The following is a 16,156-nucleotide window of genomic DNA, read 5'->3' on the forward strand; positions in this document are numbered from 1 at the left end:
GCAAGAAGTCTTAGTTTTCCTGTAGGGGCGACCCGCTTGCACCAATGAACAACTATGTCCACTCAATTAACTCGGGTCGCCCTTTACTCAACTTCGCTGTCTATAACGAATGCCCAGAGATGCTATTGAATCATTAGGGTGTCGATGCGTCAGTTTAGATCCCCCTAAATCCCCCTTAAAAAGGGGGAGTTTGATTAATTTATGTATTATTCTTCTAGAGAAAATGGGAATCTAATCGGTAAGAGGGGGATCTAATACGAGACAGGAGTAACGCGGATTTACTATTAAAGGAAGATACCTCCAGATTTGCTCCGGAGGCATCTTTCCGTTTGAAGTATAGTATTACGAGTTGTTAAGCAATCATGGTTGTTACCTCTTCTACCCCCCCTACCGTAGATGGATCTGAGATCCGACGTGAGATTCGCGCCTTGGAATCGCAGCTAGTTGAGTGGCGGCGGCGCTTGCACCAGCACCCGGAATTAGGGTTTACTGAACACCTAACCTCTGCATTTGTTTCCCAAAAGTTACAGGAGTGGGGAATTGAGCATCAAACGGGTATTGCTAAAACTGGGATCGTTGCCACAATAGAAGGCGATCGCACAGGTCCAGTGTTAGCGATTCGGGCGGATATGGATGCTTTGCCGATTCAGGAAGAAAACCAGGTTCCCTACCGATCGCAACATGATGGAATTATGCACGCTTGCGGTCATGATGGACATACCGCGATCGCATTAGGTACGGCGTTTTATCTTTCCCAACACTGCCAAGACTTTGCGGGAACCGTCAAGTTCATCTTCCAACCCGCTGAAGAAGGACCCGGCGGCGCTAAACCCATGATTGAGGCTGGCGTCTTAAAAAATCCGGATGTGGATGCTATTATTGGGCTACATTTGTGGAACAATTTGCCCCTGGGAACTGTTGGCGTTCGCCATGGTGCTTTAATGGCAGCAAGCGAGCGATTTCAGTGTAAAATTTTAGGCAAGGGGGGACATGGGGCAATGCCACATCAAACCCTAGACGCGATCGTCATTGGCACTCAAGTGGTCAACGCCTTGCAAACCATTGTGGCTCGTAATGTTGACCCAATTGAATCAGCCGTAGTTACGGTGGGAATGTTTCAAGCTGGTACAGCGTTTAATGTCATTGCTGACAGCGCCAAAATGAGCGGCACAGTGCGCTATTTTAATCCGCAATTGGCAGGGTATTTCAGCCAGCGTATCGAGCAAGTGATTGCAGGTATTTGTCAGAGTCACGGGGCGCAGTATGAACTAGACTACCAGCCGCTTTATCCGCCTGTGATCAACAACTCACAGATAGCCGAATTGGTTCGATCCGTAGCTGAAGAAGTCGTCGAAACCCCTACAGGAATCGTACCCGAATGCCAAACCATGGGCGGGGAAGATATGTCATTTTTCCTAGAGGCTGTACCGGGTTGCTATTTCTTTTTGGGATCAGCGAACCCCAGTAAAGATTTAGCCTATCCCCATCACCACCCCCGGTTTGATTTTGATGAAACTGTGTTAGCAATGGGAGTAGAACTATTTGTTCGCTGTGTGGAAAAATTCTGCCAGTAATTCTCGATATTCGGGAAACCTGACAATCTAGGGTGTGCCTGCCAGATCAACGAAACGCGAAACCAGGGTAAGGTAACGAGTTCAAAGCTTGTACGGCTTTGCCTTTCATCCTTTCCCTCGCGTCAATTCGCAAAGGATGGGTGTATTTGTACCAAACGAGTCTCGCGATCGGCTATCTCAAATCCTAGAAAATTATAGAGGAATTACCTCCCTCAGGAGAAGTCTATGTCAGTCCCCATCTACCTGAAACTACTGTCAACCCTAACCTTATGCCTAACCACATTGGGGTTCATGTCATCGGGGTTAACCCAACCTATTGTTTCCGATGACAGTACCGATACGACTGTGAATCAAGAGGGAAACCGCTTCGATATTGAGGGGGGGGAATTATCAGGAGATGGCGCGAATCTCTTCCACAGTTTTAGTCAGTTTGGTTTAGATTCGGGACAAATTGCGAATTTTTTATCAAGCCCATCGATACAGACTATTCTCTCACGAATTACTGGTGGTGATCCATCGGTTATTAATGGGTTAATCCAAGTTAGTGGCGGGACATCCAATCTATTTTTGATAAATCCGGCAGGTATTATCTTTGGCAATCAGGCTCAATTAAACCTCCCCGCCGCCTTTACCGGTACAACCGCTACAGGGATTAGTTTTGGCGATAACGTGTTTAATGCCACCGGGATCAATGATTACACGTCTCTGGTAGGAACCCCCAATGGCTTTGTCTTTAATACACCAGAACCCGGTTCTATCGTTAATACAGGTACACTCGAAGTCAATTCTGAACAGAATCTCAGTTTAATTGGCGGTACGGTTGTGAGTACGGGTGAATTAGTCGCCCCAGGGGGTCAAATTACCGTCGCCACGGTTCCTGGTAATCAATGGGTGCGGATTAGTCAAGCGGGACAATTGCTGAGTTTAGAGGTTCCTGCGGCGGCGACTGTAGTTCCCTTTACTCCCCTTTCTCTTCCACAATTGCTAACGGGAGGAAACGTTGGTAACGCCACAGGTTTGTCGGTGAATGAACAGGGTGAAGTTGCGCTTACGGGTTCAGGGATTGCGATTGATAACGGTGATCTGGTTGCCAAGACGGTAACGGGGGGAACAGCGTTACTTTCAGCAGAGAATAATCTCACGTTGGTGGAGAGTCAGTTAACCACAACCGATGATTTGCAGCTATTGGCGCAGGATACGGTACGGGTACGGGATACTGTGGCGAATCCATTTAGGGCAGAGGCGGGGGGGGATCTTACTATTCAGGGTGAACAAGGTATTGATATTCTGACGCTGAATCATCCGGGAACACCCTTTCAAAGTGGTGGCAATTTGACGTTAGTCAGTGATGGTTCGATATCAGTAGATGCCCACTTTAGGAGTGGCGGTGATTTTTCAATTCTTAATTTATCAGGACAACCTGCTAACTTCGTTAGCCTTTATACTCCGATTATTACGTCTGGGGGGAATTATAACGTTGGAACTTACAATGGATCTGCACTTAAGGTTGAGGCAACAGGTAACATTCGGGGAAGAAATATTACGATTACAGAACCTGATCAATCGGGGATGATTCCTACGAGTGATCCCGACTTTGACCTTTTAACGACAACGCCATCCCTGATTTTGCGCTCAGATACGGGTGATATTCGAGTCGGTAGAATTAGAACAAATTCTACCAATATTAACGTTGATGCGGGTTCGGTGATTTTTGAAGCAGCGGGTGATATTAGATTTACTGGAATTGATACGGCTTGGCGAGGAACAACAGGTTCAGGTCGAGGTGGTGATATTTATATTAAAACGACGAATGGAAACATTATAGGTGTTACACCGGGCGTCTTGAGAAATATCGTATCGGATAGTGTAAACGGGGATTCTGGAAATATTACCCTTGAAGCGCCTAATGGAAGTATTGACGTAGCCAATATTCTAGCTAAAGGCAGAAGCAATGGAGATGGTGGTAATATTCAAGTGATTGCTGGTGGGGATATTGTTAGTGGGAATATCCAGTCAAGTGGTGATAATGGTGGAGACATTGTAATTAGAAGCGGTGGACAAATTGACACTACTACCCGTATCAATGGAGGTGTTAATGAAGGAACAATACAATCCTGTAGTCAGGATGAGGGTTGTTCTGGTACTGGCGGAACTATCACACTGGAAGCAGAAAGAATTCTGGCAAGAGGAATAGAATCGAATGGTTCTATCGGGGGTGAAATTAGCCTGACAAGCAATGAGATCCAGCTTGTGCCAGCGCCGAGTAAACCTGAACTCCCCTATATCAGAGGCACAGGAGTCTTAGATATTCAAGCATTTACAGGGGAAGAGATAGTCGTAAACACTGGAGGGAATGACCTCACTCTCGATAATCCTCTCCAGCTTGGTGGCAATGTCAGTTTCAATACGAGTGGTGGTAATGTTACCTTGAATGGTACAGTTGATGGGGAGTATAATTTAAGTTTAAATACGGACACGGGTACAGCACAATTTAATGGTATTGTTGGCAGTCTAAATTCATTAAATATTATCAGCACGGACGCTAACGGAAAAACGATCATCAATCGTGATATAACCGCCAACCAGCTAGAATTCAATAACATGGTGGAAGTGCTGTCAGACTCAACCTTAACCTTGACACAAAGCGAGATGCAGCTATCTCCGGAAATTGACTTTATGTCAAGCGTTGAGTTAAAGGCTGATCTGACGATAAGCACGATTAGAAATAGTCAAATTAACTTTAATAGCACGGTTGAGGGGACTTATGATTTGACCGTATTAAATCCAGGAGAAACGACATTTACAGGTGAAGTTGGCAGCATCAGCCGTTTGAATACCCTTAGGACAGATGAAGCGGGAACAACCCAAATCAATAACAATATTACCGCTAATCAACTCGACATCCAAGATGCAGTCGAGGTGCTGTCCGACTTATCGTTAACGGCGGATGAAATTGAATTCGGCTCAACGATTACGGGAACCAATCAAAATCTGATTCTTCAATCGTCAAATACTACTGATATCTTTAGCCTAGCCGGATCAGGGAATTCCTCAGATGAAACTGGCTTCCAAGATGGTTTCGAGAGTCTGACAATTCGCAGTACGAATAGCGGCGGACAAATTGATTTAAGCAATCTCACGTTCAGTGATCCCGTAACGATTCAAATGCCGGATGGTGTGATTGCGATTAATGGCAAGATTACGGGTACAGATGATGCTTCAATTACACTCAACAGTGCAACGACTAACCTAAATGCTGATATCACCACGGAAAGCGGAGGTATAGCGTTTAATGCAGAAAGTGTTGAACTGGGTAATGATGTTACTCTCAACAGTGGTAGTAACCCGATTCGCTTTCAAGGTACGGTTGATGGCAATTATAAGTTGACACTATTGAGTTCAGATACAACCACCTTTGGCGGCGCGGTTGGTAGTTCTACCCCCCTAGAGAGTCTCAGCACAGATGCTGGCGGAACAACTCAATTGAATGATAATGTGACGGCGAATCGCTTGAATTTGCAAGATTCGGTAAATGTGCTATCCAATTTATCCCTAACCGCCGCAGAAATTGAATTGAATTCAATTGAGACAAGCACCAATCAAACCCTGACACTGCAACCTCTAAATCCGAACCAAGACTTTAGTGTAAATGGTGGGATATTCAAAGATGGTTTCCAGAGTATAACCATTGGACGAGAATCAGGGAATGGCACAATTACACTGGATGATAATGTTACGTTCAATGATCCTGTGACGATTCAGTCGCCTAGTGGGGAAATTGTTCTTAATGGTATGCTGATGGGTGAAAATAATGCCGCGATTACCCTCGATGCTGCCACGACAACACTGAATTCTAATATCACAACCTCAGGTAATAGTCTCACGTTCTTAGGAGACAGGGTTAATTTAGGCGCTGATGTTGACCTGAATACGGTAGATGGTACTATCAGCTTTGATGGCATTGTAGAGGGCGATCGCACTTTACGCATCTTCAGTACCGGAACCACTGCATTCTCTGGTGCTGTGGGTAGTGTCACACCATTAAATAGCCTCACCACCGATGCTGGGGGAACCACCCAATTTGGCGGAGATGTTACCGCGAATCGTTTAAGCATCCAAGATTCCCTCGCCGTCTTATCGGATTTATCCCTAACTGCATCAGAGATTACCTTGGGTGCAACGGTAACGGGATCAAATACTAATCTGGTTTTGCAACCGCTTAATCCGACTCAAGACTTTACCCTCACCGCAGGCGTGTTTGAAGACGGGTTCCAGAGTATCAGGATTGGAAGAGAGAATGGTAGTGGCGCGATCGCACTCAATGGCAATCTCACCGTTAGCGATCCGCTATCCATCCTATCACCAACAGGTTCAGGTTCGATCAGCGCCACAGGTACGATTACCGGATTCGATAATGCCACGATTAACCTGCTGGCGAATCAAGCTATTAATGTAAACGATATTACGGCTAATTTCGGAATTTCTCTCACCAGTAATCAAGAGGCTGTCACTACCGGAAATCTGAATACATCGGGAGTGAATCAAGGCGGAGATATTACAGTACAAGCCAAAACTGAGATTCAAACGGCTGCAATCAATTCCAGTGCAACTCAGGGCGATGGGGGGAATGTCACCTTAGATCCAGAAGGGGATATCGAAGTGGATTCGATTAACGCTCAAGGTGGCAGCAATGGCAGAGGTGGTAACGTTGATATTACCACAGAACAATTTTTCCGCGCTACCGAGACATTTAGCGATCGCACGGGTACAACAACCAGTATCTCCACCGCAGGTGGGAATGGCGGTGGATCAGTGATCATCCGCCATCAAGGAGGGAAATTGGGTATCCCCTTCACCGTCGGGCAAGACTACAATAACGAGAATGGTACTAGAGGCGCGATCGCAACAGGAAGCGATAATCAAATTACCGAGGGTTCCTATCCCAATCCCTATACTCAGGGAATCGCACCGAGTCAGATTCAACTGATTACACCGGAAACAATTACACCCGAACCCCCCAGTGAATCGTCAGCCGAAAATCCGCTGATTCTGCAAAAAGAGTCCCCCTCACAACCTCAAGTAGAAACCAGCGTGCCATCTGTTACTATTGACACCGTATTTGGCACAATTGATGCGGCGTATACCCAAGAATTTGAAACCTATCTCGACAAATCAGGCACTCAAATTTTCACCCTAACTGAGGCGCGTCAACTTTTGCAGGATATTGCCCAAGAAACAGGCGTTAAACCTGCATTAATTTATGTCATGTTTGTCCCCAGTAGCCTTTCTTCTGCAACGGCTACCCCCCAGGACAATGATCAACTTGATCTCGTTTTAGTTACCGCCCAAGGAGAAACCATTCACAAATCCATACCCATCACCCGCGCTGAAGTGTTACAAGTGGCGCAACAGTTTCAACGAAGTGTAACCAATGTCCGAGATACTAAGGGTTACTTAGCCCCAGGAAAACAACTCTACGACTGGTTAATTACGCCATTAGAAGCTGACTTACAAGCCCAAGGCATTCAAAACTTGGTGTTTGTGATGGACAGAGGATTACGTTCCATTCCCGTCGCCGCCCTACACAATGAACAACAATTCTTGATCGAGAATTATAGTGTCGGAATCATGCCCAGTTTAAGCATCACCGATACTCGCTTCCAAAGTGTGCAAGATAGCCAAGTATTGGCAATGGGGGCAGCACAATTTAGTGATCAAAAACCTTTACCCGCCGTTCCTGTGGAATTAGAATCGATTACCCAGAAACTATGGCAAGGTCAATTTTTCCTAGATGAAGGCTTTACTCTAGATAATCTGAAAGCCCAACGGAAAAAACAACCCTTTGGGATTATTCACCTCGCTACCCATGCCGATTTTCGTCCCGGTGCGATCAGCAATTCCTATATCCAATTATGGAATAGTAAGCTACGCCTTGATCAATTGCCAGAATTAGGATGGAATGATCCACCTGTAGAATTACTGGTACTCAGTGCTTGTCGTACTGCATTAGGAGATGAAAACGCCGAATTAGGCTTTGCCGGATTAGCGGTGCAAGCGGGAGTCAAATCAACCTTAGCCAGTTTGTGGTATGTCAGCGATGAAGGTACATTGGCACTAATGACCCAATTTTATGATCAGTTAAAAACCGCTCCAATTAAAGCCGAAGCCTTACGACAGGTGCAAATCGATATGCTTAAGGGGAAAACTAAACTGGAAAATGGTCAACTGATTACGTCTGCGGGAACGATTTTGTTACCCTCTGAACTGCCCCAATCACAAGATTTAACCCATCCGTATTATTGGGCGTCTTTCACTATGGTGGGGAATCCTTGGTAAAAATAAGTCCCGTGTTATCCTTTGTAGGAAAGGCAGAACATAAGCTGGGTATTGTTTCCAGTGCTTGGCTTGATCAAAGGCGATCGCACTCCATAACATTTAAAGTTAAGGGAACTAGGAGGCAATAAGGGCAAGACGCGATCGCTTGCTTTTACTAGCAAAACTGGCGGAAATTTTTGGCTGAGTCCCCCACTCCCCTGCACCTTTACCTCATAATGAGAATTGGAGAGTTTATGAAGAAACGTAACAATGCCTAAAGCTATCTGGAACGACACGGTTCTCGCCGAGAGCAACAACTGTCAAATTGTCGAAGGAAACTATTATTTCCCTCCAGACTCAATCAACCAGGAGTATTTTAAGGAAAGCAGTACCCATACAAGCTGTCCCTGGAAGGGTCAAGCCAATTACTACACCATCGAAGTTGATGGGCAACAGAATAAAGATGCAGCCTGGTACTATCCTCAAGCAAAAGAGAAGGCGAAAAATTTTGAGGGCTATGTTGCCTTTTGGAGAGGAGTAAAAGTTGAAGCATAGCTAGTACGGGTTTAGAATACTTGCCAAAGTAATCTTGTCGGCTTTTCAGGTTTGTAGTAAGCGCTGTCTTCGCTTCTGGCACGCTTCGTGCCTACTACCGACCCAGCTTAAGTCAGTGCAATTCCCCTTAACTCGAATGTCGCTGACTTAAGCTGAATGGTACTGAAAATTTGCATTTTTTGCTCGCCGAAACCCTTGATGTACCGTAGGGTGGGCATTGCCCACCAGCATAATAGGTATCTGTAAAACGCTACAGCTAAACCTAAATTCTTTCTACTTTTTAACCGCCCTGTCCCCCCCGGAAGTTCGCCAGTTTTCCCGATGGAAATTCGACTGAGATTGAACCCAGAACTTTGCACCCGATTCAATTAACTCTTGCTCAATTTGCACAGCATCCTCTACTATCGCCGCTGTCATGTTCATCGTCTTTAGATAGACGTTATAAGCCGCGACTGGCACATTTAAAACAGTACTCCAGGCTTCCTCTTGTTGGTGAAACACCTGAATTTCTGGCTTTTGTTCAGGGAGTCCCTTTCCTATCTTTAATCCACATAACTCAATTTCTGACGCCGATGATGGTTGATCAATTAAACCATGATAGTAATCTCCTACATTCAGCAATATGTCATAAATCTCTCTAGACAACCGTTTACCAATGGGATGAGACAAATTACAGGTTAACATTGGCAGTACATGCCAAGTTTGAGCAAGCAAATCTTGTCTAACGCCAGACAGAGTAGCGGGAATCAGCAAATCAACAGAACTCAGAAAATCCGTGTTCAGGGAAAGAACCATGACGGAAACAACTTGCCACTCCTCTGCGGCGACAGGCGATTCAGGTTCCTTCACAATCATCACATAGCGTGGTGGGGAATTTCCCGCGAGAAACCTTCGTGCGGAATCAGGAAATAGATGCTGTTCTTCCTGTGGAGAAAACTCTAGAGGACTATACACCGAGCGATTAACCTCCCAGATTTCTCCAGGTTGAGGGGGTTGCTGGTTGAATGTTGAACCTTTAGGAAACCTGTATTCACTATAGTTTATACGCATTTGATTCTAGCTCCAGATAATACCGTACTCTGCTCTGATGAGAAAGCAAATCACCTGAAACCTAGCCTACTCTAAATTTAACCAAACGGCGTATCAAAATTGATCAACTTTACCAAAACTTCAAATCGCTAGCCCGGATAGATACACCTCATCGACTTATGATTGTTTAAACTTCCCTCAAACCCTCACCCATGACAAATGATAAATGACAAATGATGCTCCTTACCAACCTTGAGTTGATCGCACTCGCTGAACGTTTTGACTGCTTGTCGCTTTGATTTCAGATTGAATAGTTGCAGGTTGCATCAATCCTAACTCTTCAGCCAGGTATTCTAATAACTCGCGCCAACGTTTTGAGACAGTACCTTGAGTTTTTAAGCCCAAATCAGCAGCTAGTTGGACTTGAGTTTTGCCTTGTACTTTACCATACCAGAGTTTTTGATAACCCCGATTAGGATGACGTTTATCCAGCACTGAAATCGCATCAATGGCGCGGCTAACTAAATCTGCACGTTCTACAGTATCCAACAAATCCAACTCATCCTGTATCGTTTCCAATAAAGGCAAATCCGTGCCTGGAATGGTTTGGTCTAAACTGATACAGTTTTGTCGTTTTTCCTTACGAACCAAGTCAATAATCGCAAAACGTGCCACCATTGCAGCCCAGTGGTAGAAGTCTTGGACATCCCCTTGGCGGAACTTTCCCGCCATTACAGATTGAAATACTTTAGCATGGGCAGTTTGGGCAGCATCTTCCCAGGAAACAGCCGTACCTCTCGTATTTTTACGGGCAATTCTTTCAATTCTTCGTTGATGTTCCAAGTGGCTCAGAAGTTGCCCACAAACCAGACAATCTCCCTTGAGACAGCGTTTTATTGGGTCTTCAGGAAGAAGAGCGTGATTAAATTGCTGAGTCATATCCAGTCTGGCTAAAGATTATATTATGTGCCTTGTTTCGTCAAATGGGTTGACTGTGTAGAAAATTTCACGGGTACAAGAGACTCCTACACAGATGTGTAGAAGTCATAGATGAGCTGAAAGCATTACATCATAGCAAAGGTGTGGCAAGATTGATCAAGAAATTATCAAACCTGCAGCTGACTAGGTAGAAAGACTTATGACTCCAGGCGGGTGATTGTTGTTCCAATTTTTTTTTGGTCAAGCACCGGGTTCTAATCGCAACGACTCAACTGACAACAAAACTTTTTTCGGGGATTTCGGAATAGTTGGCTCTTAGGATTCGTTACAGATCACTAGGTAAGGGAAGGGCAGCGGATGAGTTCCTCTCCTGCTTGTGCTGGTGAGGCTTCGCGAATAAAAATTAGTGGCGTCCAAAATCCCAGCATTAGCGTATTGATTTTCATGATTTTGTCTGACAAAAACAGATTCTACTCATTACTCGTCAGAAAAGAGTTAATTTTACGCAGAACATTGACTTTGTTTACAAAACGTTACTTCGACTGATTGTTTCGTTTATCCTGGCATAGGACATCAGTCAAGAAACCCGGTTTCTCGGAATACTTGACTGGTATTATAGACACCTTGCCCCCTACAGTTGGATATAGCACATCAGCTTGGAAACTGCCATATAATTATGCAAAACGTGATTCTGAATTGGTCGATCTCCCTGGTTTTATTAACCTTGACAGTCGCTTGCATGAGTAATCAGTATGTTCCCTATCGCCCAGTTATTCGCTCGCAAGATGAGTTAGTGGTTTCCAATTCGGCTGTTAACTCAGAACACCGAGAAAATATCAAGCGAGTCTTTGATTTTTATAGTGTTTCTTATCGCGCAGAGAATGGACAAATCCTGATCCCGGCTGATGTTTGGCAAGATAGGGAACTGATGTGGAACTATACGACAAAGGCGAATGACCCTGAATGGCTACGTCAACAAGAAGAAGATGGTCATATTAAGTCCACGCCCTAAAAAATGTATTTGTCTGCCAATTCGCCGCCGTGCGCTGTTCAATCGCCGCCAATTCCATCTCATCCAACGGCTGAAAACGGCTGGCTACCTCCACATTTGACTCTAACTGTGGCACATCTTCTGCCGCAATTACCGCACAGTGAACCCCGGATTGAGAGAGAGTATATCCCAGCGCCTGGTGCATCCCGTCTAAAGCACCGGATTTAAACAACCGCCCATACGCCGGGACTTTCATGGCAATCACACCCACCTTTTGCTTTCGCGCAACGGGTAAAACTGTGGGAATAAATGGACGGGGGTGATGTTTATCCGCCGCATTAATACAAACTAGGGTAGTATCAAAAGGATAACGCTGCAATCCAGCCGCAATCACATCGGGTTCGTGATGTCCAGTAATCCCAGAGTATTTAATCAAGTTTTGGGCTTTGGCTTCTTCGATCGCTTTAGCAGCCCCGGTTGAACTAAAAATCGTATCGAGTTCTTCGTGAAAGGAGACGTGGTGCAATTGCCACAAGTCCAAATAATCGGTATTCAAGCGTTTGAGCGATCGCTCTAACTCCCGCCATGCCCCATCGCGATCGCGTGCGGCGCTTTTACTGGCGAGAAATACCTGCTGTCGGTAGTTTGGTAAGATTTTACCGAGATAGTCTTCACTCGGTCCATAACTTGCCGCCGTATCAAAGTAACGAATCCCTAATTCTAACGCCCGTTGAATAATCGCCAACGCCTCCGCTTCTTTGTTCGGTTTGGATAAGGGTGTCTTCCCTGCCCCTCCTAAGCCTAAAATAGGCACAGAAACCCCTGTATCTCCTAACATCCGTTCTGGCATTGTGGTGGTTCCAGAGACTGACATGGCGAGGGTTTCTGCTGACTGCTGTTGAGAAGCTGAGGATTGATGTTTTTTCCACGCCGCACTTCCTACAATTCCACCCGCTACCGCCATACCCGTTAAGAGAAATGTGCGTCGGTTTGTTTTTTCGGACATATACTGCACCTCCAGACTTTCTTCCCATTGTGCTGACTTTGCTTAACTTTGCAATAACTAAGGGGAGGGAACAGGAAACAGATTGAGTTGGGGCGGGTTTAGTTACATCTGGGGTGAGGTGCGAAACGATAGTAGTAAAACCCGCCCCTACATCCCTCACGCGCCAGTCAACAATCAACAATGAACAATCAACAATCAACACTCAATACTTAATGTCCACACCCCATCCCAATCGGGAGGCGGTGGCGAGTCTAGCCAATACAAACAGCGCTGGATATGTAATCTCGCCGCCTTATCAGCGCCATCCATCTCCAAAACCTGGGAAAATTCACCAATCGCCAGGGCAAATTGGTGGTTTAGGTAATAGCGACGCCCTTTTTCATAATGGTCAATAATTTGTTCTTGCTGACTCGAAAGAGATTGGGAACGAAGTCCCATAAGTTCATATATGGCAAGGGATTGGGGCTTACTCTTCACCGGGAGGCGATCCAGTTCCCGCACCCAGACGCGATCGCGACAATGTTTATAAATCGTTTCGCTAATAATAATGTCGCAGCCATAATCGCGACTGACTTGTTCGAGTAATGAGGTAAAGTTGACAATATCCCCAGACAATGGGGGTTGAGAACCATTTTGACTCAGATGGATTCTCCCGGCATGAATACCAATCCCCAGGCGCGGCATTGGCTGATGGGGTGTCAAATGATTACGATTAAACTCGGCTAACTGTTGGCGCATGTCTATCGCTGCTTGTACCGCATACCAGGCGCGATCGCTTACGGCTAAGGAGGTATCAAAGACAGCAATTAATGCATCACCAATATATTGATTTAAAGTGCCTTGATACTTCAATACAGTCTCCACCATCAGTTCACAATAGTGATTGAGCATGGAAACAACGGTTTCTGCTTCCATGTCGTCCATCAAGCTAGTATAGCCTTGAATATCGGCACATAAAATCGCCACATTGGGGTGACTAAATAACTGGATATCATATTTTCTCAGAAATTCCTGGGTGAGTTCCTGGCTGACTTGGTGATAGGTGGGGAGTTGACTGGAACTCGTGGAATTAATTTCTTTGAGAACGACGACGAGTCCATAAAAATGATGAGATCCGTTGTTCTCGGCGATCGACCGAATCGATAAATCAATTGGCTGTTCCTGATCACGGGCAATAACTGTATGAGGAGCGTGATAGTCCTGATGTTCCGTTAAAGCCCCTTGGACTAAATGAGCAAAGTTACTCTCTTTAACCTGAATAAAATCACCAATCCAACTCCCTTCCACCCCATCTCCTTCATCGCTTTTGAGAAGCTGATGTGCTTTTTCGTTGACCGTAATAATCCGCCCCATTGCATCAGTATAAATCACGCCATTATCTAGCGTCTTTAAAATAAGCCGTTGAATCTGTTCCTGTTGTTTAAGCGATGCGAATTGGCGAGAATTTTGTAATGCAATCCCCACTTGCAGCGCAAAGGCTCCCATCAGTTGTTGATCGGCTTGACTAAAACTTGCCTTAAAGATATCCGGTGGAATGGGCCAACTATCGGGATCATAAGCGGGAAAATATCCCCGTTTCTTTTTATTAATTAACTCCAGTACCCCCAAGACTTCGTTATCCGGTGTCAAAATGGGCATATAGAGTAAACTACAGGTACGATATCCGGTATGGCAATCCCTTTTTTTGATCCGATCAACACCAGGGTGGATATAGAGGTCAAAGGGAATATTTAAGGCTTTTCCCGACTCAGCTACTTTACCCACAAAGCCAACGCCAATCCCGTGACGCTTCTCGTAAGCAGAACCTGCCTCTGTTTCTACCCTTGTCCACAGTTCCTGACGTTCCTGATCGATTAGCCATAAGCGACTGCGATCGGCATTCATTAATTCATTGGCTTCTTGAATAATAAGCTGACGGATCGCATCAAAGTTTAATCCGCCTTGGCTAATCGTATGAATAGCTTTAATAAAGCCAATAAAAACCTCTTGTTTTTTAATTTCTGCATAAAGCGCCTGACATCGCTCTACGGTTGGGCGAATCCACGCACTTGCCTGATAAAATCGCTTTTCATCGTCTTGAGTAAATCCATGATTGTCAATCGTCTTCTCTAGAGGGTGATCGGGGCTAGCCTCTGGTTTTAATTTGTTGATTAATTGAACGAAAGCAACGATGTTTTTTTGTTTGTTAGATAAAGGTAGAGATAATAAATTATAAACGATATAATCAAAGGATCTCGGTAGCTTTATGCCGTGTTCTTCACGGTAAAACTGACATTCAAAAGGGCTTTCTACAAAACTCTGCAAATTGGCAATTCCGCCAATCCCAGTAGTGTTTGGAATTCTTAACTCTTTCGGTTGGGAAGAGTTCGGCGTTAAAACGAGACACTGCTCCGGATCATATCGGTCTAACAAAAAAATATTAACCCGATCAACACGGATAATTTTCTTAAAGCATTGAGCGACTTCTATTAACATTTCTGTTAATATAAAACTTAAGTCCTGGTGATTTGACATCAGTATAGATCCTCCCTTTTCTTTAACCAGGCAGTTGCCCATTTAAGCCGCTTCTCAAGGTTTATCGGGTAAGATGCTTCTGAAACAGTGCGATTTGGCGCAACTGCTCTACCTACAATCTTGACATGCCTGTGACCTATCGACCATACTACCTGTACTGTAGCCACTTTTATGCCTGATTAGTCAACGATCCCCATTCGTTGGGGAGGGAAAAATCGTTTGGTCACCTTTCCCAGAATATTCTGTCGGGGAAGAAACCCCCAATCTTCACTATCATAGCTGTGGTTCCGGTTATCCCCCAAGACAAAATAAGAATTGGCGGGAACGGTGATGGGAGTAAAGGCATCTTGAGAACCTCCTTGACGATAGTTCTCTTCCAGAGGCTGAGAATTGATATAAACTATTCCCTTTTGAATCTCTACCCGTTCTCCAGGTAAACCAATAATTCGCTGAACAAAGGCTTCTCGAAAATGGTTGTCTTGCAAAGCTTCCGGTGGTAAAAATAGGACAACATCTTGCCGTTGGGGGGATCGAAAATGGTAGGTTTGTTTATCCACAATAACGCGATCGCCGCTGTGTAACGTTGGGTTCATCTCGTTCGTAGTAATGACGTGACTACCAGCGATATGTGTCGTAATAAAGAACATCTGCATAGAAATTATGATAGAAAATAGAATAGAGACAAGCGCCATACATAAAATTGGCATCTGATTTCGTTCACGACGAACGGTTGAGGCGATATAAACATGATAAAAAACCAGAGAATTGAGGAGTATCGGCACGAGTTGAACCAGCAACGAGGTAACAAAAAAAGTAAAGAATAGAACACTCAACCACAGGCGGTTAATATATAGATGACCCGCACCAGGAACAAGGCGCGAGAGAAAGACAGCCAGCCATGGATCTTTTCGACTGGTTCTGATTTTCTCAAAACTTGGTGGATTAGCTTTCTTGGCACAGTCATACGCATCAAATATTCCCCAAATACTCAATGCGAATGTGGCAAGTAATAGAATTTCACCGATAAAAACATTGCCGATTTGACTTAAAATTAACCATCCACTTAAAGCATATAACCCGACTTGAGTGATAATTAAACAATACCCTCTGCTCATCTTTCCCGTATAAAGCTGACCAATTCCGGGAAAAAATAGGGATAAGTTAGCCGCTAGCCAAGGTTCTTTTCCTGAACTCGGTGAGGAAGGGGGCTGCAATTGAGACATCAGTTTTGCC

At 44.9% G+C, this 16,156-nt stretch carries 9 protein-coding genes; 4 read left to right on the forward strand and 5 right to left on the reverse strand.

The features are described 5' to 3' along the window. Nucleotides 1-362 precede the first annotated feature (362 nt). The 3 genes from RIG66_RS02680 to RIG66_RS02690 all read left to right on the forward strand — a co-directional run bounded on the left by RIG66_RS02680 (nt 363) and on the right by RIG66_RS02690 (nt 8,444). Nucleotides 363-1,574 carry a M20 family metallopeptidase gene (locus RIG66_RS02680; RefSeq protein WP_446374944.1) on the forward strand — a complete coding sequence of 404 codons (1,212 nt, stop codon included), beginning with the start codon at nt 363-365 and terminating at the stop codon, nt 1,572-1,574. Nucleotides 1,575-1,799: 225 nt separating this feature from the next. Beyond that, nucleotides 1,800-7,910 (forward strand): CHAT domain-containing protein, encoded by a 6,111-nt coding sequence (locus tag RIG66_RS02685; RefSeq protein ID WP_446374946.1) that lies wholly within the window; start codon nt 1,800-1,802, stop codon nt 7,908-7,910. Nucleotides 7,911-8,159: 249 nt separating this feature from the next. Beyond that, on the forward strand, nt 8,160-8,444 hold the full coding sequence (locus RIG66_RS02690; RefSeq protein ID WP_446374948.1) for a DUF427 domain-containing protein: 285 nt from the start codon (nt 8,160-8,162) through the stop codon (nt 8,442-8,444). A gap of 273 nt (nt 8,445-8,717) precedes the next feature. On the opposite strand, the gene RIG66_RS02695 is transcribed toward RIG66_RS02690, so the two are convergent. Next, the gene (locus RIG66_RS02695) at nt 8,718-9,494 is read right to left on the reverse strand and encodes a hypothetical protein (RefSeq protein WP_446374950.1); all 777 of its coding nucleotides are present in this window, start codon (nt 9,492-9,494) and stop codon (nt 8,718-8,720) included. Between the two features lie 222 nt (nt 9,495-9,716). Then, the gene (locus RIG66_RS02700) at nt 9,717-10,412 is read right to left on the reverse strand and encodes a sigma-70 family RNA polymerase sigma factor (protein ID WP_446374952.1); all 696 of its coding nucleotides are present in this window, start codon (nt 10,410-10,412) and stop codon (nt 9,717-9,719) included. A gap of 676 nt (nt 10,413-11,088) precedes the next feature. Here RIG66_RS02700 and RIG66_RS02705 point away from each other — a divergent pair. After that, a complete protein-coding gene (locus RIG66_RS02705; RefSeq protein ID WP_446374953.1) occupies nt 11,089-11,424 on the forward strand; it encodes a hypothetical protein in 336 nt (111 codons plus the stop codon). On the opposite strand, the gene RIG66_RS02710 is transcribed toward RIG66_RS02705, so the two are convergent. The 3 genes from RIG66_RS02710 to lepB form a co-directional block, all read right to left on the reverse strand. After that, nucleotides 11,408-12,409 (reverse strand): aldo/keto reductase, encoded by a 1,002-nt coding sequence (locus tag RIG66_RS02710; protein WP_446374955.1) that lies wholly within the window; start codon nt 12,407-12,409, stop codon nt 11,408-11,410. The genes RIG66_RS02705 and RIG66_RS02710 overlap by 17 nt on opposite strands. Nucleotides 12,410-12,604: 195 nt before the next feature. Then, the gene (locus RIG66_RS02715) at nt 12,605-14,923 is read right to left on the reverse strand and encodes a GAF domain-containing protein (protein WP_446374957.1); all 2,319 of its coding nucleotides are present in this window, start codon (nt 14,921-14,923) and stop codon (nt 12,605-12,607) included. Nucleotides 14,924-15,102: 179 nt separating this feature from the next. Further along, the gene (gene lepB, locus RIG66_RS02720) at nt 15,103-16,146 is read right to left on the reverse strand and encodes a signal peptidase I (protein ID WP_446374959.1); all 1,044 of its coding nucleotides are present in this window, start codon (nt 16,144-16,146) and stop codon (nt 15,103-15,105) included. Nucleotides 16,147-16,156 lie beyond the last annotated feature (10 nt).

Source organism: Coleofasciculus sp. E2-BRE-01 (assembly GCF_040221695.1).
Lineage (GTDB): Bacteria > Cyanobacteriota > Cyanobacteriia > Cyanobacteriales > Coleofasciculaceae > Coleofasciculus.